Raw genomic sequence first — 18,310 nt, 5'->3', positions numbered from 1 at the left:
AACGGCAACGGGACCGGCACCAGTGCCAGCACCCGCGCCACCCGCACGCCGCACCCGGACGAACGCGCCGCCGCCCGGGTGCTGGCCCGCGCCCTCAACAACGCCGCACAGCGCGAACGCGCCACGATCAAAACCACCTCCGCGTTGCCGCCCGGCCGGTTGCGGATGCGCGGCGCACTGGCCCGCGAAGCCCAACGCGCCGCCGGGGCGCTGCCCACGGCCGAACCGTTCACCCGGACTACCCGCAAAACCGTGCCGATCCCGCCGTTGCGGGTCGGTATCGCCTGCGACGTGTCCGGTTCCATGAGCGACTACGCCGACCCGGTCGCCTCGGCCGCATGGATCATCGCCCGCGCGGCCGAGCTGGCCACCATGCCCGCCGCTACCGCCACGGTCACCTTCGGCGCATCGGTGGCACCGATCACCTACCCGGGCACCGCGCCCGCCCGGGTCACCCAATTCAGCTGCCCCGATTTCCTGCACGCCATCGACAACGCCATCGAGGCCCTCGACGGTGCCCTCGAGCTGTCGCGCCCGGAAAACACCCGCCTGCTGGTGATCATCTCCGACGGCTACTACGACGGCAGCAACCGCGACCGCGCCCAGAAACTCCTCGATCGGCTCCGCGCCACCGGCTGTGCCGTGCTGTGGCTGGCACCCGACACCGGCACGGCACCCGACCCCCTCAACGGCGCGAACCTGCACCTGATCACCGACCCCGCTACCACCGCCCACGCCATCGGCCGCGCGGCCACCGCCGCCGTACGCACTGCCTGACTCCCGTAGCGGCAGCCAATCAGCCACCAGCGGGATCCAACTGCCCGCGCCGAACCCACCACCGAACGAAGGGGCAAGAACATGGACACCCACGGCACCACGCCAACAGCAGCGGAAGCACCCGATCCGCAGTCACCCACCGAATCCGACAGCGAAACCTTGATCGGCTCGACCACCCGGCCGATCTGGTTCCACGGCGTACAGCTACCGGCCGGAACCCTGGTCCGCATCGTCCGATTCCGCCGCGACGGCACCGCCGAGATCATGCGCACCGACGTGTTCGGCCTGTCCAAGCGTGTCGCAACGGATGCCCTCGACTGCCCATAGCGCACCGACCGAGACGAAATCGGCACACTACCAACCTCTTTAGGAGTTCGGCCATGATGAACAGCGACACCACCCCGACGGTCAACCAGGCACCGGTCAGCGCGGCGAACACCACCGGCGATCAGGTCAGCCGATTCGGGGCCGAGTGCCCGATCCGGGTCGGTGACGAGGTGACCGGTCGTGACAACCCGACATGGCGCGGCCGGGTCCGCTCCATTTACCTCAACGACGAGGTCGCGGAATGCGCGATCGAAACAGCCGACGGCAGGCGGGGCTTCGCGCCACCGTGGGCCTTGGTGCCTGCCGATACGGAACCGTCCCGCGAATGGCGAGACCGGATGCAGACCTTCAAGAAGGCCCAACGTGACCAAGCGATGGAGGCGCTGCGCCGAAAGCGGCACGAGGCCGCTGAACACGCCGAAGACCTCGCCGGGCGGCTGAACACCATCGCCACCGCACTCCGAGATGGCGACACCCCCGACCCCGGCGAACCCGTGGAAAACCTCGCCCATACCTTCGCCTTCGCGCTGCATGAAGTGACTGAACTCGATGACAGGGTCGTCGCCGCCGGGCTGTCGGCCACCGACGAGCCTCAGCGACACAGCGCCGCCGAACCGGCCGGTTCCGACGAACTGCTCGCATGGTTCCGCGTCCTGCAACAGCGCATCCGCGACGAGATCGACTGCTACAGCACCCGCGAAGACGGCACCGAGGACTCGTCTGCCTGCGCCGACCACCACGACCGGCTCGAAGCCCTGTATGCCGAGGCCAACGACACCATGGCCGCGCTCGATAGCCACCTGGACACCGGCGGGCCGCTACCCGCCGCATGGGCACACATGCCCACGCCCCACCCCCACTGATCCCACTCCGGCGGCCCCGCCACCCACCGCGTCCAAATCACCTGCGGCCACCGAAAATGCCCCGAGGAGCCACGTCATGAACTGGAACGAATCTGCGACGAGCAGCGCATCGGCCACCGGTCCTGCCCCAAGCCACCAGCACACCGACGCATTACGCGCCCAGCTGGAAGCCGCGTACGACCTGCCCTTCGGGCGTGCACGGGAACAGCGCATCACCGACCTTGTCCTCGCGATCATCACCGCCGAGATCGGCCGTCGCAATCCCTCGATCAGCACCGTGCTGCTCGACTGGGCACCCTACGGCGGGCTCGGCGTCGCCGGATTCCGCGACCACGACGGCAACAACATTCGCGACCACGAACTCGACCTCGACATCAGTTTCTACGCCAGCGATATCCGCGCCGCCGACAGCAACAATGCACTGACCCAGCCACCACACGAGCAGGGGCTATTCCGTCTCGACCTGCACGACACCATTCCCGCCGCCGATGAACGAGAAGAAGGAAACAACCGCGATGATCACACCCCGCGTCGGTGACCGCGTTCGTATCACCGGGCTCATGCCCGACGATCCCGCGCCGCTGGAAATCGGAACAATCGGAACGGTGACACGGATCCCCAGTTCATGCCCCGGCCAGATCTTTGTCGACTGGGACAACGGGAGATCACTGATCCTGCTCGAATCCGACCCGTTCGAGATCCTTCCGACGCACTCGCCGCCACAACCTGGCGATCGAGGGGCCGCTTTACCCGGCCCGGCTGCCGCCGACACCAGGAGCAGCAGACGCGGGCCATATTGACCCGCGCGGAATGCAGCACCGCTGATGCCCTGGGGCCGCCATACCAGCGGCCCCAGGGCATCGTCAGCGCCCTGTTCAGCTGTCTGCGTTCGGGTGTCCCACCACGCGCCTGGCGACCGGCTGGCCCAAATCAACTGGGGCACCCACCCCGCCGCCGGGTATGACACCGGCGAACCTGTCATCGAAGGGCCCGACTGGCGATCACCAATAGTCCGCGCCACGTCGCCACGGCGGCACGGGTACCGTCCAGCTCCCGGACTTGTCCTTTTCCCTTTCTCGCCGGAGTTCGTCGCGCTCGCGGCGAACCTGTTCGGTGATGTCGTAGATCACATCGAGGTCCGCGGTCGTGCCGCCCATCACCTCGATACCGACCATGCCGTCTTCGACCTCGTAGTCGAAGTAGACGATCTCCTCGGCAGCGTGCCGGGGGCACCCGGGGACGGTGACGATAACCTCGTCATCGAAGATCCGGACGCGCACCCGGACCTCACCGCCACCACATGGTGAGTACCCCCAGCCCAGGCGACGGGAACGGTCCGAGCCGAGCAGGCACCCGCGATTGTGGACGGCTTCAGCCGTCATGGACAGCACGGCAGCCGAGTCCAGGGCGGAATCGAGCAGGTCGCTCAGCCGCTCCCCGGTGATTCGATCCAGCCCTCGCAGCTTGACATCCACTCCGTAGTAGGCGGCGGCAACGGTCCTCCACTCGACACAGCGGATCTCGGCGTCGGCACGCACGCGCTTCAGGTCGTCGAGTACCTGCGAGACCTTCGTGCGGAATTCCTCGTTCAACTCGCTTTGGCTCAGTGTGTCTCGCTGCCAGTAGGGCACGACCACGGTCGTCGGCGTCAACTTGGCGGACTGAAGTGCGTGGACCTTCGGCAACAGCACATCAGCTGCGGCGAGGACATCCTCGCAGGTGGGATCCGCCAGGCCGTCAGGCCCCAGCTGTTCGGCATCGGCACGGCGCCAATACTTCCCGGTCCCGTCGACGCTGATCTTCAACGGACGCAGCCGTGAGTTCCTCTCGGCCTGCTCGCGTGCCTGCGCGGCCTGCTTTTCGCCGCGTCGGAGAGCTTCGGCATATTGCACGCCGTCCTCGGCTGCGATCCTGCGAGCGCGACGGCGCCGCCGCGCACTGCTGTTCTTCGGCATGTTCTCGTCCATTCCCGGCAGAGGCGCCCACGCCACCCTGCCTGCAACGAACAAGCATGCGAACAGGGGAAGTGTGAACGCGGGCCCCGGGAAGGACCTTGGCCATCAACGTCACCGAACCGGCGTGGGCGAGGCAACTCAGGCGAGAACGAGGAGCGCGTGCGCGGCCTGTCACTCCGCAGGAGAGCTTATCCTCTCGCGTGCTCGTCGAGAACCAACTTCGCCGAGACCACCATCCACGAGCAGGGGCCCGGCGTCTGCCGGGCCCCAAGCTGGCCGCCCTGTGAGGGTCCGGCCGGATTCATAGGTTCACTTGCTGTTGTCGATGCTGCTGGCGAGCGAGTCGAGAACGTCCTGGACGCCGGGGCCGTAACCGGTTTGGTGTACTCCCGAGGTGTAGAACTCGGCCGCGTCGCTGCCTTGGCGGACAAGGTCGGCCATGTCGGACAGGGCAGCGCTGGTCGCGGGGTCGGTGCGGGCGGTGAGGTCGGCGACCAGACCGGTGAGCTGGCTGGCTCCGTCTCCGACGAGCGCCGAGGCCGCGGTGGCGGCGAGGTCGGCGGCTACCGGGACGAGTCCGGTCAGTTCGAGGCCGGCGCCGACGGGATCGCCGAGGGCGAGTTTGTCGACGGCGCGCCAGGCGACTTCTTGGGCGAGACCGATGTCGGTGGCGACGCGGCCGAGGTCGACTCGGCCGATGATGCCGACGACTTGGGCGGCTACGGCGGTCCAGCCGCTGGGGTCGGCGGCTGCGGCCATCGAGAGTGCACGTGCGACGAGGCGTAGGTCGACCTGGTCGGCGATGCGAACCAGCGGGCTGAACAGGTTGTTGAGTTCGCCGCTGATGCGGTGGGTGCCGCCGATGTCTCCGGCCAGCACGGTGGGCGGCAGGCGCAGCACGTTGTCGCCGATAGCGGGCAAGTTCGCGGCGAACTCGGCGAGACCGCCGAGCACGAGGATGACCTGCCGTGTCACCGAGGAGGGATCGAGCACACCGGTCGAAGACGAAGTGGTGGTGGTGTCGTCGAGGAGGGAGGAGTTGCCGGTGAACGCGCGGCCGACAGCGGCAAGTCCGGGCGATTCTTCCGGCGAGGTGGCGCAGTAGAGGTCGCCGGCGGCGCAGACGGTGCGTACTCGGTTGGCGAGGCTGCCGAAGTTGTCGCGGGGGCCGGCGATCCCTTGCCCGTCGACCGGTTGTCCGAGCTGCGGTGTGCTCGGGTCACGGTTCGGGTCGGACAACAAACCAACGGCGAGCACTCGCGAGGCCGGAATCGGATCTTGGCTGCGGCCGATGGTGGAGGTGACGTCGCCGACGACATCGGCACCCTGTGAGTACCCGGCCATGACGACCTGAGTGGTCGGACACAGCCCCGCCAGCAGCCCGGACAGAGCTTGTACTCCACCGGATTCCGACTGCTGGTACGGGGCGGGGGCAGCGGCATAGGCCAGGGACCGTACGTCGATGTCGTTGCCGTAGCGGGCGCGCAGCCCGTCACCGATCGGTGCCAGCATGCCCACCGATCGGGTGGGGTCAGCGCCCGGATTGGTTTCGCCGGTGCCGGGCACCAGGACCGCCGTCCATCGGGGGCATGCCGCGCTGCCAGGTTCTGCGGTGGCAACTCCGGTCGCGACGGTGGTGACGGCGGTGGCGCCGACAACCACCACAGCCGCAGCCGCTACCGCACGCGCGGCGAACCGAGGGGCTGTTGCACGGTTGCGGCGGGCGGGCGCACGCCACGGTGTGAGTCGGAGATTGAACATATGGGGCTCCCAGGGACGTCGTATTCGGTCGTGCGGGTGAGTTCTCTCGCCGCACTGGGAACTCCGGGATTTCAGGGGTCTTTTGGACACAACGGGTCAGCAAAGCCATCGAGAGGAACGGACGGGGCGAACGGAAGACGCCCTTCAGCGGGTCTGACGGTGGGTATGCGACTCAAAGGGGTGTTCGGATGCGTTGCCCGGCGAATCAGGATGGTCAGGGTCGGCGCGCAGAACCCACCGAATCTGCGCCAGGCGGTTGTCGTTCGCGCGCCACAGGAGACGGGGCGATGGGGATCGGGGACGCGCGTTCGCGACGGCTGGGCGGGCATCGACGGGCGTACGTCCTGGAAATGGCGAGAGCGGGAGTAGGGCGGTTGCCCTTTGACAGGGTGGCCGCTCTACTCCCGCCGGGTCCGGGTGGTTCGGTTCAGGACTGGGAGGACGGTGCGAGTGCGAACTTCTTGGGGCGCGTGGTGGTCATCTCCGCGACCCCGGAGTCGGTGAGCCGTACGAGGGCATTGTGGACTGCGCCCGAGGACCGACCACCGAGCGCCTTGCCGATCTGGTGCGGGGTGAACTCCTGGCCCGGGTGGTCACGCAGGTGATCCTCGACCAGCCCCCGCAGTGCACCGGGAGCGAGTTTGTCCGGATGCGGCGACCCTTCGCCGGTATGACCGGCTGGTCCCGCATCATCGGTGTCGGTGTCGGTGGCCGGTTCGTCCGAAGTTGTGGCGTTGTCAACGATTTCGTCGATGTTCGGCGGGGGCGGGGTGGAGTCATCGAGATGCGAGGCGTCGGTCTCCGGTGTGCGGGGCTGAGTTTCAGCATCGTCAGGGGCTTCGCCGTCGCCGGAGGTGTCGGTGTCGGGTTCGGTGGTGGGCGCGATGCTCCAGCGGGCGGCGGCGTGGGGGTTGGTCTCGTCGGTGTGGCGGGAGATGCTGCCGTCGGCGGCCCACATGTTGAGGAGCTTGCGGGTCTTCGACTGACTGATTCCTGCGGCGGTCGCCAGTTCGGCGGCGGGTTTGGGGTCAGCGCTGATGACCGCCCACAGGGCGTCTTCGACGGCGGTGCGGGCAGATTCTGTCGTGGTGGACATGACATTCTCCTGGGAAATGGTGGCTGGTGGTGTGTTTCGTCATGTCCCGGCCGGGACGGCACCCCGGGAATTCGGATTCGTGGGGCGCCGGTCTCCATGGACGCTCGATACGGGGTGAATTGTCAAGCGGAATCGGGAACGAAGCGGTCATATCGGCGGTATGTCACTGAAATGGCCGTGACTGTCTGCATGGGAATTGATTCCGTTTCGGTGTGGTCTTGACAAACCCGGGTCTATCGAGCGTCGATGGTCGTGGAAACCCGTGGTTCGGCAATCCTGCCGATGAATGGGTGACCACCCCGGCCGGGTCGCCAATCACGATTCCCTCGATCGAACTCCGGAGAAGCCGCATGCCCACTGACCACGACAATCGCGAAACCAGCTGAGTCGCAGCATCTTCTCAAGTCGGGCTCGGGAACGACCGTTCCTGGCGAAGCTGACTGGCCCCGGCGTGGGCAGCGCAGATCATGTGCGCGATGTCGGCGGAGGGGCCCTCGTGAAATCACTCGCTACGCACAACTTTTCGGAACAGTTTGGAGACTTCTCATGGATAACACCGTTCTCACTGCAAGATTGGACGAGTCCTACACCGTCATCGGCACCAGTGAATGCGTCCACCGCATCCGGGAAGTTACTTTCCAGGTGACTTGTGTGGATGATTGCATCCATAGCGAGGGCAGAATCTGCACCGAGTGTGCGCCGTCGTGGCAGCTGGATTATGAATTCGACGAGCCGTTCCCGTTCGAGCGTGTGGCCCGGGTGACCGTCCGCGATCTGCTCGACGCGGGACACGTGCGTGTCGGCGATCGATTGGCCAGTCCCGACAGCGAGGTCACGGCGGTGATCACGGGCTGCGGTGGCTTGATGCTGCCCGACGGCCGCATCTTCACCAATCCTTCCGCCGCTGCCAACGCCGTCGGTGGTAACCGAAACGAGTAGCCCGCAGACGTGACCCGCGCGGCTCGCTTCCCTCGCGTGGGCCGCGCGGGTCACGTGCGTCGCGGCATGCATATGCGCCCGGCGCGAGCGGTGGATATCGCCCCTTCTGTGCCGCGATGCTCGGTGCTCTGCATGGCGGTTGGGTGTGCCGGGCCTATATGCCGTTGCCGCAGCATCCAGTGGTTGGCCCTCGTCCGGATGAACGTCTTCGCGGGCACCGTTTTCAGGTTCTGGGATTGTCGGGATGTTCGTGATCCCAGGGAAGGGGTTCGGCGAACAGGTGCTGGGATTTCCACAGGGGGGGGCGCATTCGGCGCAGATGGTGTCTTGGTGCTGGCATCGGCGGGGGTCGGCGATGGGGATCTCGACTTCGTCGATGTGGTGCACGAGTTCGGTGCCGCCGGGCGGGATGTGGGCGAAGTCCGCCAGCGCGGTGACGGTGGCCGGTAGAGTCATGGGGAAGCCTCCTGTCGAGATGTGACGGCTCGCTCTCGGACCGATCGGTCTAGAGCTGCGGTGCCGGACCGGCAGCGGGCGGCGCGAGGTCGGCGGGGCGAGTGGCCTTGTAGTAGTCATCGCCGCGCCAGCGGTATTCCGAGATTTGAACAGGCTCGTTGAAGGTCGGCGCGTGCAGCATCTTCCCGGCGCCCAGGTAGATGCTGACGTGGTGCACGTCGGCGTCGGTGCCGTAGAAGAGGAGATCACCGGGCAGGAGTTGGTCCTCGGGGATAGAGGGCCCGGTGTGGACTTGGTCGTAGGTGGTGCGTGGGATGGCGATGCCGGCGCGGGCGTAGGCGGCTTGGGTGAGGCCGGAGCAATCCCAGCCGCCGGAGACCTCGGGGCCGTTGCCGCCCCAGACGTAGGGTTGCCCGAGTTGCTGGCAGGCGAACGAGATCGCTGTCGCGGCAGCGGGACTCGCGGCCCGTAGGTCGGCGCAGTCACCGCTGCCGGGCGGTGGTGCGGTGGCGTGCGTGGAGTAGCGGTCGGCCTGGGCGAGAACGTCGCGGACGTACCAGTCGGCGTGGTTATAGGCGAAGATCGCCGCGTAGAGATCGCCCGGCGCGCCGGAATCACACAGGTAATGGGCGGCTGCGTGGACGGCGTCGTGCGGGTTGTATCGCGACGGAGGTGTCGCCCCGCCAGCGGGCAGCGGATGCCGGGCGACGACGGAGTCGAAGGTGGGGGCCAGGAACTGCATCGGTCCACCGGCTCCGGCGAAGTTCTCCCCGGCGGCGACGCCGGGCAAAGTGGAGCGGCCGTGGTCGGTTTCGATCTTGCCGATCGCGGCGAGTACCGACCAATCCAAGCCCGGACACGAGCCGGCGCCTTGCTGATACAGCACCAGCATCTCCGGCGGGATATCGGTCAGGGCCTCGGTACTCGGCGCAGTGGCCGCGCCCGGTGCCGGAGCCGGGGTGGGAGCATGGTCGTAGACGGCGACGGTGGCGACGACCGCGGCGATCACGACCGTGCAGAACACGACCGCGGCCGAACCGACACCGAGTGCTTTGGCGAACATCACGAACCTCCGGTCTCGCAGGGCGGCATCGGTGACGGCGGGTCGAGGACCGCCGGCCCACTGGTCGTGGTCGGCGCGGAGTACTGCGGGATGCTCGCCGGGGGCGGGGTGAGATGCGGCCACGAGGCGGGGAGCTGGTGCAGCGCCAGTCGTTCGCCGCCGTGACCATCGAGGGACAGCCAGACACGGTCGGCGGGGCTCGGATGTTCTGCGGTGGGATCGAGAAGATCGGCAGCGGCGGTTGCGACCGGCACCGCGCCGGGGTCGGGCAGCGTTTGCCACGTCTCGAGGAGGGCACGGCGGGCGGTGGTTTCGCGTCCGGTGGTCGGCACCCACAGCAGAACGGGAGTGACGATGCCCGTGGAGCGGGCGAGTTCGGCGTAGCCGGCGAGCTTGCCGGCCACCGAGGAGAGGGTGATGGTGCCGAGGTCGAATTCGAGGAAGAAGTCCAGGGTCGCCCCGGTGTGGGTGTAGCGGCCGTAGGCGTCGGGGCGGACGAGATCACCCCAGAGCCCTCGGCTGCGGCCTTCCGACCACCACGCCAGCACCCGCCCGTGGCCGGGAGTTGTGACGAGGGCGGTGAACCATTGGTTGACGCCGACGGTGTGTGCGAGGTGCAGGCTGTGGGCGATAGCGAGGGCGCGCTCGTGGCGGTAACGCAGCTCACGGACCTCGATACCGGCTTCGGCGGCGACCACCGCGGCGCCGGCGGGAGCCAGGACCCAGTGCCCCGGGGCGGTGCCTCGCGCACGGAGGGGCCGGAACCGGTCGACGACCCGATACCTGTGCAACAGGGTGAGGCGGCGACGGGCTTTGATGATGGTGGGGAAGGCCAACTCGGCGAGCTGGGTGGTAGTCAGGACGCGATGCTCGAGCAGCATCCGCAGAATCCACCGATCCCTGCCGGTGAGCCGCACAGCCAGACCGGCGTGGCCGATCGCCGACGGTGCCCGGGTTGGTCGGGGTGCTCGCAGATCCCTCTGCCTATCCGGGTGATTGATCATCGCAGCAACCTCCGAGAGTTGAATTACCTTGCTAGACAGGTGAATCCGTGTGGACTCACTGGGTCAGGACAGGCGGGGATCGCCGCCACCGACCGGTGGAGCAGCAGATTTTGTGAGATCCGGCCCCGGTTCGTCGGTGTCGGGTTCTGCCGGCTCCGTGGTTGGAAGCGGTGCGGCGAGGCGAGCACGGGCAGCGGCGCGTATCTCGCGGGCGCGCCCCGGCACGGCTGGTGGCAGGGGTTGGGTGGTGAGGGTGAACGGTGGCGCCTGCTGGCCGCGGACCAAGACCCGGGCGGCGGCGTGGAAGGCGTCGAGGTGGGTCAGGTCGTGCTCGGACAACCAGGGAGTCGTGTGGCGAGCCAGGTCTCGGGCATCTTCGGGGGACGCGGTGAAGATGACCTTGTTGCGTGCATTGGCCGACACCGCCGCCCGCATGTCTGTCGGCAGCTGTCCGAGGTTTTGGTGCGCGATGACCAGAGACAGGCGCAGGCCGCGGGCCTCGGCGAGCATGTCCTCGAGTGGGGTGGCGAGGTTGAGGAAGTTGTGGGCTTCGTCGAGGGCCAGGGTGGCGTCGGGGCGCTGGTCGGGGTGGGTGCCGACGCGGGCGGTGGTGGCCTGCCAGGTGCGCGCTACGAGCAGCGATCCCATCAGGCGGCTGGTGTTCTCGCCGAGAGAGCCTTTGGGTATCCGGGCCAGGCAGATGCCGCCGTGGTCGAGCACGTCACCGAGATCGACGGTGGAGGGTCCGGCGGCGAGTGCGTCGCGTACGAATTGCCGGAACAGAAAGTGCCGCAACTTGTTCAACAACGGTCCGATGACCTGGTTGCGTGCGGAGTCGGTCAATTCCTCATACGAGGACCAGAATCCACGCAGGACGGGGTCGGTGGTGGCGCGGGTGACCCGGGTGCGGAACGCGGGCTCGGTCAACAAGCGCGGTAGATCGGTGAGGGTGGCGACGCCGGGTTGGCGGCACAGGGTGAGCAGGCTTGCTCGCAGGACGTCGTCCGTGCGCGGGCCCCACCATTGGGCGAAGGTGCGGTGGAAGATGGTGGCCAGGTTGTCGACCGCGCGGTCGGTCCCCGCTCGGTCGGCGGGGGTGTCGAGCGGGTTGAGGCAAGGCGGGCGGCTGCGGGAGTCGGCGTCGAACAAGACGACTCGGTCGGCGCAACGCCGGGGCAACCGGGCGAGGATGTCGGTGATGAGGTCGCCTTTGGGATCGACGACGACCACGCCGCGGTCCTGATCAGCCTCCTCGAGGATCAGCCGCCCCAGCAGTGTTGACTTCCCGACGCCGGTTGGGCCCAGGACGTGCAGGTGGTGGCGGGCGTCGGCGACGCGCACCGCCACCGAGCGTCCACCGGGACTGTCGGCAACGCCCAGGGGTTTCGAATACGGTCCCGCCGCAGGGATTTCCGGGGTCGGTGCGATGGCGCGGGCTCCGGCCCGCTGCACACCAGGAATGGCCGGATCATGCGGAAGATGGGCGAGTGCGGCCAGCTCCGGCACCGACAACAGATCACCGCGGCCCAGCCGCCGCTGCGAGAGCGCCGAGCCGAGCCGCCGCGTGCGGCGGTGCCGGTAGTAGTTGTGATCGGTGCAGGACCCGAACACCACCGCCAGCGCATCCGCCCGACCCCGCGCAACGGCCCGCGCCGCGACCCGGTCACCGGTATCGGGCACCGACACGGCATAGCGGATGACGGTCTCCCAGTGCGCACCACGGGCTTTACCGGCGGCGGCCCGCTGCTCGGTCGTCTCGCGCATCGCGGCCTGCCGATCACTCGACTGGGCCGCCGCCGCGGCACGGACGCGGCCAGCGCGGCGGACCGGGCCCGGGGTGAGCAGATCGAGCACCTCCCGCAGCAGCGGGATAGGCCATGCCGCACCGGTCCCGGTTCGGGTGCCGCGCCGCACGCGGCGGCCGGTGACCGGTCGCGCCAGTACCTGCACGCAGGCGGCCTGCCCGGGGCCCAGATCATCGGCGGCGGAGATGAGATCACGAACCAGGTCCGCGCCGCCGTAGTCGGTGCGGATCGGCAGTGCTTCCCGGCGCCCGAGCCGCAGCTCACCTCCGGACAGCAGCCGACGATCCTCAAGCCCAGGAGGTGTGAGCGGCGGGGAGACCGTATGGGCGGTGCGGGTGTGCGCGCCCGGCCACGCGGAGGCCACCGCCCGCTCGACCAACCCTGGCGGAATCCGGCCGGGTACCCAGAGCCGAATCGCCACCCCGTGCTCGGGGGTGATGCTGTACTCGAACCCCAGATGCGGTTGCCCGAACAGCATCCGCCGCCAGGACGGGCGCAGCTGCCCGGTCAGATGCGCCCACAGTGCCTCCGCCCCCTTCGGATCGACCTTGGGAGGCGTGAGGACGGTGACCTGGCGGGCGTCGGTGGCCAGCCGGTGCCGGCGCAGTCGCTCGGCAACCCTCGCCGCGGCGAGCACGCCCACCATCAGCCCCACAGCGATCACCGCCGCCGGACCGGTCACCACCCGTAAAGCGGTGTCGGCGAGTTCGCGCATCGCTGCGGCGGGGTCGAGCAGCAGCTCGCCCACGATGCCGTGGTCCGCCGCAAACAGCATGAGGGACATGGCCTATGCCGCCTGCACATCGACGTAGACGTCCCCGTCGCCGTCCTCATCCGCCAGTCCGGTGTCGACATCGGCGTTGTCGTCGGTGACAATCGGAGTGAACGGGGCGGGTTCGGTGATGTCGAGACCTGACTCCTCGGCATCTGCGGTGTCGGCGAGTTCGCTGGGATCGGTGGTGACCAGCGCGTGCTCCTCGACGGAGGCCATCGAGGCGAACACGGCTCTGTCAGTGCCGTCGAGAGCGATCAGCCCTTGCCCGCGGGCCGCCGACAACAAGAACTGTCGTTCTCCGTCCGAGAGCTTGAACGCGGTCGCGACCTCGTCGATCGCCTGCGGCGCTTGATGCAGCAGGATCTGGGTGGCCGCATTGGACACGATCGCCTTACCGAGTTCGGTGCCCAGCACATCCGCACAGTCCTGGGTGGCGACCGTGAGGCCGGCCCAGTACTTGCGGAACGACTTCGCGGCCCGGAACAAGAACTCCGCACCGGCGGTCTGGCGCATGATCAGCCACGCCTCGTCCACGGTCACCATCCGCGGCCGACGATTCGCCGGGTTGGCGACTCGCCGCCAGGTGGCATCCAACACGAGCAGCGTCCCGATCGTCTTCAACTCATCGGGCAGCTCCCGCAACGAGTAGGCGACCATCGCCGCATCCGGGCTGACCGTCGTCGGCCCATCGAGCAGGCCCGCGAACGCGCCCTCGCCGACGAACGGAGCCAACGACGCGGCAAGGTCATCAGCCACGGCCGAACCGAGCGCGGCCAACTGCTCACACAGGACACCCAGGGTCGGGGCGGGCCTGGTCCACGTCGCGGGGTCCTCGGTGATCCCCGCACTCGCGTAGGTGGCGGTCACAGCGGTGTCGAGCGTGGCACGCTGCGCAGCCGTCTGGTCACCGAGCAGGACCCGGATCACGGTGTGACAGAATAGTTTCCGTCGATTCAGTGCATCCGACGGTGCGGTGCGGCGGCCGTCGGGGCGGGTATGGACCTCCAAATCGAAGGGATTGAGCCGGATCCCGGGGGCGCCGAGGTGGATATAGGTGCCGCCGACCGCCTCGGTCAACGCGCGATACTCGTCTTCGGGGTCGATGATCACCTGTTCGATCCCGCGATACAGCGACCGCAGAATATCGGTCTTGACCAGGTAACTCTTACCGGCGCCGGAACGGCCGAGCACGACGGCGTTATGGTTGTGCGCCTCGGGACCGAACCGGTCGACGAACACCAGCCCGGATGCGGCGTCTCGCCCGTAGAGCACCCCTTCTGGCGATGCCGCGCGGGCCGGATCACCAACAGGCAGTTGCGGACTGGAGAACGGGAACGCCGCCGCAAGGGCATTGGTGTCGAAGGTGCGGCGCACCTTCACCAGATCCAGACCCAGCGGAAGCGTGGAAACCCAGCCCTGGGTGGTGCGGTAGGACAGATGGCAGGTGTCGACGAGCAGACTGGCTGCCAGGGCGCGGACGGCGGCGACCTCGTCGGCCAGCTCGGCTTCCGAGCGGGCGTGCACGGTCAGATACAGGCCGATTCGGAACAGTCGAGCTTCGGCGCGTGCCACCCGGGAGGACAGTTCTGCGGCATCCTCGGCCGCGACCTCCACCAGGGGATCGGTGCGGCGGCCGTAGCTGGCATCGTGAAATCGGGTCGACTCCAGCCGGGCGAGCTGGCGCCGCAGCCGGGAGGCGGCGGTGACCGGGTCGACCGGATCGATATGCAGGGCAACGTCGAGGCGGCCGGGGTGCGACAGCAGCGGAGCCAGCCAGCCGGCGGTGACCTCACGCGGATACCCGGTGACGGCGAGCGTCGCCACCCATCCTGTCCCTACTTCGAGGTGCCGTGTCCCGATCGCCAGCGAATCCGGCCCGAATCCAGCTGCGGCACCGGCGATCTGGCGACGTCGGCGACGCAGGGATCCTCGCCGATGCGGGTGTGCGTCGATATCGTCGGCCAGTTCGATATCGGTGGAGGTCTCGGTGTCCGGGCCGTCGGTGGTGATGACGGTGTGGGGGCCGGCGATGTCTGCGGAGGAGGGAACGAGACTGCCGGGGTTGCAGGCGCCGGTTACCACGGCGGTGGCCTGCGCGTCATCGAGCGGTGTCACGGTGACACCCATCGGGGCGAGGAGGTCGGCGGCCTCATGCACCCGCCGCAGTAGCCGGGCCTCCGCGGCGCGCCGTGCCGCGGCCGACAATTCCCGTCGAGCACGCCGACGCCCCGCGACCAGCCAGCCCAGCATCGCCGCCGGCGTCGGTCCACCCAGCCTGTCGCTCGTCGCCGGGAGGTCGAGGGGTTCACGCCAGACCAGCAGTACTTGCCGGTGCATCAGGTCCTCCCCGGCCGCGAGTCCGGCCAGGTGGTCGGCGTGACCGTGCGCGGCAGCGGCCAGCTCCGGTGACATCTCACCGACCGAACGCCACAGACTCTGCAGCTGGCCGGTCAGATCCAGGCGCGTCGACCGCAACAGGATCTGCACCGGTTGGCGCAGCGTGTGCAGCCAGCCCCCGAGCTGTGAGACCAGGGCATCCTGCTCCTCGGGAGTGCGCAGGGCGAGGTTGACCGTCCCGGCCGCTGCGACCACAGCCAGCCCGTCCGGGCCCAGATCGACCACCCCGACCCCGTTGGCGCTGGTGACCGCCTCGGGTAGCTGTAATGCTTTGGCCGACAAAGGCTGCGGCACCAGCGGCTTCTTCCCTCGACCCGCAGCGCGGGTGAGCCACCGTGGTGCCGTAGCGATCCCTTCGGGCGCGGCTACCAGGCGAGAAGGCCGCAGACGTTGCCGTACGGCGGCCAGCAGCAACCGGTCGCCCGACAGGCCGTCGCGGGTGGTCAAGATCAGCACCGCGACCGCGGTGCCCAGCGGGACGGCTCCGGCCAAGAACGCTGCGGGGGCGATCACTTCACGAGTTGCGGTCCACGCGAGATACAGCAGTAGCGCGGTGACCGCGAGGACTGCGAGCTGGCGGGCGGTGAATGGGCCGATCAACCGGTCTTGCCGGTCGACATCGGCAGGAATACGAACGGGCGTGCTCATCTGGGGTTTCCTCCTCGGGGAGTGCGGCGTGCGCGCCGGCGGACAGGGAGATCGGGCAGCGGCAGATGCAGCTGACGACCTGCCGGTGTCGAGGGACGTGGCGGCGGAACCGGTGGCGGCGTGCTCGCTCGCTCGGCGGGCCGGACCCGGGTCACCGGGAACGGCAGCCGGTACTGGCCGCTGCGCAGCGGCCGGTTGCCCTCATACGGATCGGGCGGATCGAACTCGAACGCCAACTGCGTGCCCTGCCGAGGACGCGGCGGCGGCGACGCCGACGCCGGTGCCGGCGCTGCGGGAGGCCCGGCAGGGGCGGGTGTCCGTCGGACCCGGGCAACAGGGATCGGCAGCGGGTACTGGCCGCGGTGATTGGCGCGAATCCCGCTGTAGGGGTCTGGCGGGGTGAAATCGAACGCGAGCTGGCGGCCTCGCGATCTCGGGCGGGTCGTCGGCCCAGGGGCGGTGCCGGGTGAGGCCGGAGCCGATGTGGTGGTGGCCGACTGCGACGGTGGTGTTGCAGGACCCTGCGTTCGCCGGACCCGGTGGACTCCTTCGAGGGGCAACATCAGCTGGCCGTCCCGCGTCGACCGTGTCCGCGCATACGGGTCGGCGCTGCCCACTGCAGCGGCGGCACCTCGGCGGCCGTTGCCCACCCTGTTGGCAGTGGCTGCGTTGCCCTGTGGGGTGGGGCGTCGAATCGCCGTGGCGGCAGCCTTCTCGCCGCTCTTGAGTAGGCCGAAGGTCTTGTAGGCGACGTATCCGCGGACCAGGGATCCGACCATGCTGCGGCCGTGGCCGATTCGCATGGTCGACATCAGCCAGAACGGGATCTTGATCAACACGCCCATCAGGGCGAGCCCGATGATCAGGCTCACGACGCCGTCCATGTTGGGCCCGAAGAATCCCCATCCTCCCGGGGTGAGGAAAACCCGCAGGGTGGTGACCAACACCAGCGACTGGACCACCTGAATCGCCAGACACGCGGCGAAGGAGCGCCACCACCAGCGAGCGATCGAGTCCAGACCAGGCAGCGCATGACACATCAAAGCCAGTGGTGCCGCTACGATCAGGATGATGGTGATCGCGACGCGCACGACGTAGGTGATGAGCAGTACCACCAGCATCACGACAAGCGCAGTTCGCAGCAGAACCAGGAAGATTCCGTTCCCGGTGACCGACCCGGTCAGTTCCTTCAGCGCGGTGGTGGCAGAGTCGGACTCGACCCCGCTACCGGCGAATGCCTCGGCCAGCGCGTTCGCGAACACGATCGCCTGGGTCGCCAGCAGCATGCTCATGGCACCGGCAATGAACCCGACCACGATCCGTGGCAGCAGTTCTTGCAGTGACCAGCGGGTCTGCAATGTTTCGCGGACCATCAGCAGGATGCCAGCGGCCACCACCAGCAGCCCGTACATGGCCAGCATCAGATGCCACGACGAGTCCCACAACTCACCGACCCGCGGCAAGTCACCGGGCTCCGGGGTGGTCAACAGTGTTTGCGACAGTAGCTCGAGCAGCGGATTGAGCGCCGAATCCACCAGGCGGGCAAAGAAACCGTCGATAGCATTCGCGACACAACCGGAGATATTGCGAATTCCGCAGTCGGAATCACCTGTATCCGACGGCTCAACCGGTACTTGACTGGAGTCGCCCGGCCAGGAGCCGCGCGGAGTAGGCGACGGAGTCGCGGGTGTGCTCGGACCTTGCGATGTGGGCGGAGGCGTGGGCGTCGGCGCGGTCGGTGCCGGTTGCTGGGGTGTCGTCGCCACCGGCGGCGGTGGCGGTGGGGCGGTGGGCTCGGCGGCGGCAGTCGCACCGATGCCAACCCCGACCACCAGCATCGCGACCACGGCCGCCACCACCCGCAACGGCCAGCCTGTTCGGGGGTTCGGTGGTGAGGTGCCGATTGGGAAGGCCGCGGTCATGGTCAGGCACCCACGATCGACTTGAGAACGGCGACGATCACCGGCGCGAGCATCGCCAGGCCGTAACCCAGGCATGCAGCGCGCAGCGCGGTCTTGGACTTCTCGACCTCGCTGGGGTCGCCGGAGGCCAGCACATAGCGGGCGCCGCCGATGGTCAGGAACACCGTCGCCAGCCCGGCAAGGATGCCGACCAGCCAGTTCCGGATATTGTCGAGTACCTGGTCGAACGACTCAGCGATGGCGAGTACCGAAACGGGTTCTGCCGCAGCGGTACCCGCGGTCGCTATGGCGGTCAGCGCCACCGCCGCGAATACCGCGATCGGGGCAAGGGCCCGCCGGATGGTGCCGGGCTGGGCCGTCCGGTGTGACGAGGTCGCAGAACGAACTTCAGGGAAACCGATCATGCGCATCGGCGATTCACCTCCACCTGGGTTGCCGGTTGTGCGGGGGCAGCCGATGTCCGCCCGCACTGGCTACTCCGCGTTTGCGAGCCACATTTGGACCTGGGAGTGTCCGGAAAAT

General features: G+C 68.3%; 15 protein-coding genes. 6 read left to right on the top strand and 9 right to left on the bottom strand.

Annotated features, from left to right (window positions below):
• The 5 genes from ON27_RS32250 to ON27_RS45970 all read left to right on the top strand — a co-directional run.
• A partial coding sequence (locus ON27_RS32250; protein WP_043736130.1) for a VWA domain-containing protein occupies window positions 1-777 on the top strand: 777 nt, incomplete at its 5' end.
• Between the two features lie 81 nt (window positions 778-858).
• Window positions 859-1,104 (top strand): hypothetical protein, encoded by a 246-nt coding sequence (locus ON27_RS32245; protein WP_043736129.1) that lies wholly within the window; start codon window positions 859-861, stop codon window positions 1,102-1,104.
• A gap of 53 nt (window positions 1,105-1,157) precedes the next feature.
• Entirely contained in the window at window positions 1,158-1,967 is an 810-nt protein-coding gene (locus ON27_RS32240; protein ID WP_043736128.1) for a hypothetical protein, read from the top strand.
• A 76-nt stretch (window positions 1,968-2,043) separates the two neighbouring features.
• The gene (locus ON27_RS32235) at window positions 2,044-2,505 is read left to right on the top strand and encodes a hypothetical protein (RefSeq protein ID WP_043736127.1); all 462 of its coding nucleotides are present in this window, start codon (window positions 2,044-2,046) and stop codon (window positions 2,503-2,505) included.
• Entirely contained in the window at window positions 2,456-2,767 is a 312-nt protein-coding gene (locus ON27_RS45970) for a DUF4314 domain-containing protein (RefSeq protein WP_082393305.1), read from the top strand. The genes ON27_RS32235 and ON27_RS45970 overlap by 50 nt, the downstream gene beginning before the upstream one ends.
• Before the next feature lie 201 nt (window positions 2,768-2,968).
• Here ON27_RS45970 and ON27_RS32230 read toward each other — a convergent pair whose 3' ends face one another.
• The 3 genes from ON27_RS32230 to ON27_RS32220 all read right to left on the bottom strand — a co-directional run bounded on the left by ON27_RS32230 (window position 2,969) and on the right by ON27_RS32220 (window position 6,779).
• Window positions 2,969-3,922: a hypothetical protein gene (locus ON27_RS32230; protein WP_138456831.1), complete on the bottom strand. Its 954-nt coding sequence runs from the start codon at window positions 3,920-3,922 to the stop codon at window positions 2,969-2,971.
• Window positions 3,923-4,231: 309 nt separating this feature from the next.
• Window positions 4,232-5,683, bottom strand: a complete 1,452-nt coding sequence (locus ON27_RS32225; RefSeq protein WP_068049982.1) for a cutinase family protein — start codon at window positions 5,681-5,683, stop codon at window positions 4,232-4,234.
• Window positions 5,684-6,110: 427 nt separating this feature from the next.
• Window positions 6,111-6,779 (bottom strand): hypothetical protein, encoded by a 669-nt coding sequence (locus ON27_RS32220; protein ID WP_051047221.1) that lies wholly within the window; start codon window positions 6,777-6,779, stop codon window positions 6,111-6,113.
• A gap of 546 nt (window positions 6,780-7,325) precedes the next feature.
• Between ON27_RS32220 and ON27_RS32215 the strand changes: the two genes are divergently transcribed.
• A complete protein-coding gene (locus tag ON27_RS32215; RefSeq protein WP_043736124.1) occupies window positions 7,326-7,718 on the top strand; it encodes a hypothetical protein in 393 nt (130 codons plus the stop codon).
• Between the two features lie 505 nt (window positions 7,719-8,223).
• Here the strand turns inward: ON27_RS32215 and ON27_RS32210 are convergent.
• The 6 genes from ON27_RS32210 to ON27_RS32185 form a co-directional block, all read right to left on the bottom strand.
• Entirely contained in the window at window positions 8,224-9,237 is a 1,014-nt protein-coding gene (locus ON27_RS32210; protein WP_051047220.1) for a C40 family peptidase, read from the bottom strand.
• The gene (locus tag ON27_RS32205; RefSeq protein WP_197986985.1) at window positions 9,237-10,118 is read right to left on the bottom strand and encodes a replication-relaxation family protein; all 882 of its coding nucleotides are present in this window, start codon (window positions 10,116-10,118) and stop codon (window positions 9,237-9,239) included. Before ON27_RS32205 ends, ON27_RS32210 begins: the two co-directional genes overlap by 1 nt.
• Before the next feature lie 186 nt (window positions 10,119-10,304).
• The gene (locus tag ON27_RS32200; RefSeq protein ID WP_082393322.1) at window positions 10,305-12,821 is read right to left on the bottom strand and encodes a type IV secretory system conjugative DNA transfer family protein; all 2,517 of its coding nucleotides are present in this window, start codon (window positions 12,819-12,821) and stop codon (window positions 10,305-10,307) included.
• A gap of 12 nt (window positions 12,822-12,833) precedes the next feature.
• Window positions 12,834-15,866, bottom strand: a complete 3,033-nt coding sequence (locus tag ON27_RS41820; protein WP_082393304.1) for a PrgI family protein — start codon at window positions 15,864-15,866, stop codon at window positions 12,834-12,836.
• Window positions 15,863-17,704 carry a TrbL/VirB6 family protein gene (locus ON27_RS32190; protein WP_476739084.1) on the bottom strand — a complete coding sequence of 614 codons (1,842 nt, stop codon included), beginning with the start codon at window positions 17,702-17,704 and terminating at the stop codon, window positions 15,863-15,865. Before ON27_RS32190 ends, ON27_RS41820 begins: the two co-directional genes overlap by 4 nt.
• Window positions 17,705-17,790: 86 nt before the next feature.
• Window positions 17,791-18,198: a pilin gene (locus ON27_RS32185; RefSeq protein WP_228792423.1), complete on the bottom strand. Its 408-nt coding sequence runs from the start codon at window positions 18,196-18,198 to the stop codon at window positions 17,791-17,793.
• Window positions 18,199-18,310: the final 112 nt, after the last annotated feature.

Origin of the sequence: Nocardia asiatica NBRC 100129, assembly GCF_000308415.1 — a bacterium.
GTDB lineage: Bacteria > Actinomycetota > Actinomycetes > Mycobacteriales > Mycobacteriaceae > Nocardia > Nocardia asiatica.
The sequence above is the reverse complement of the archived record's forward strand: the minus strand, read 5'-3'. Positions and strand labels throughout refer to the sequence as shown.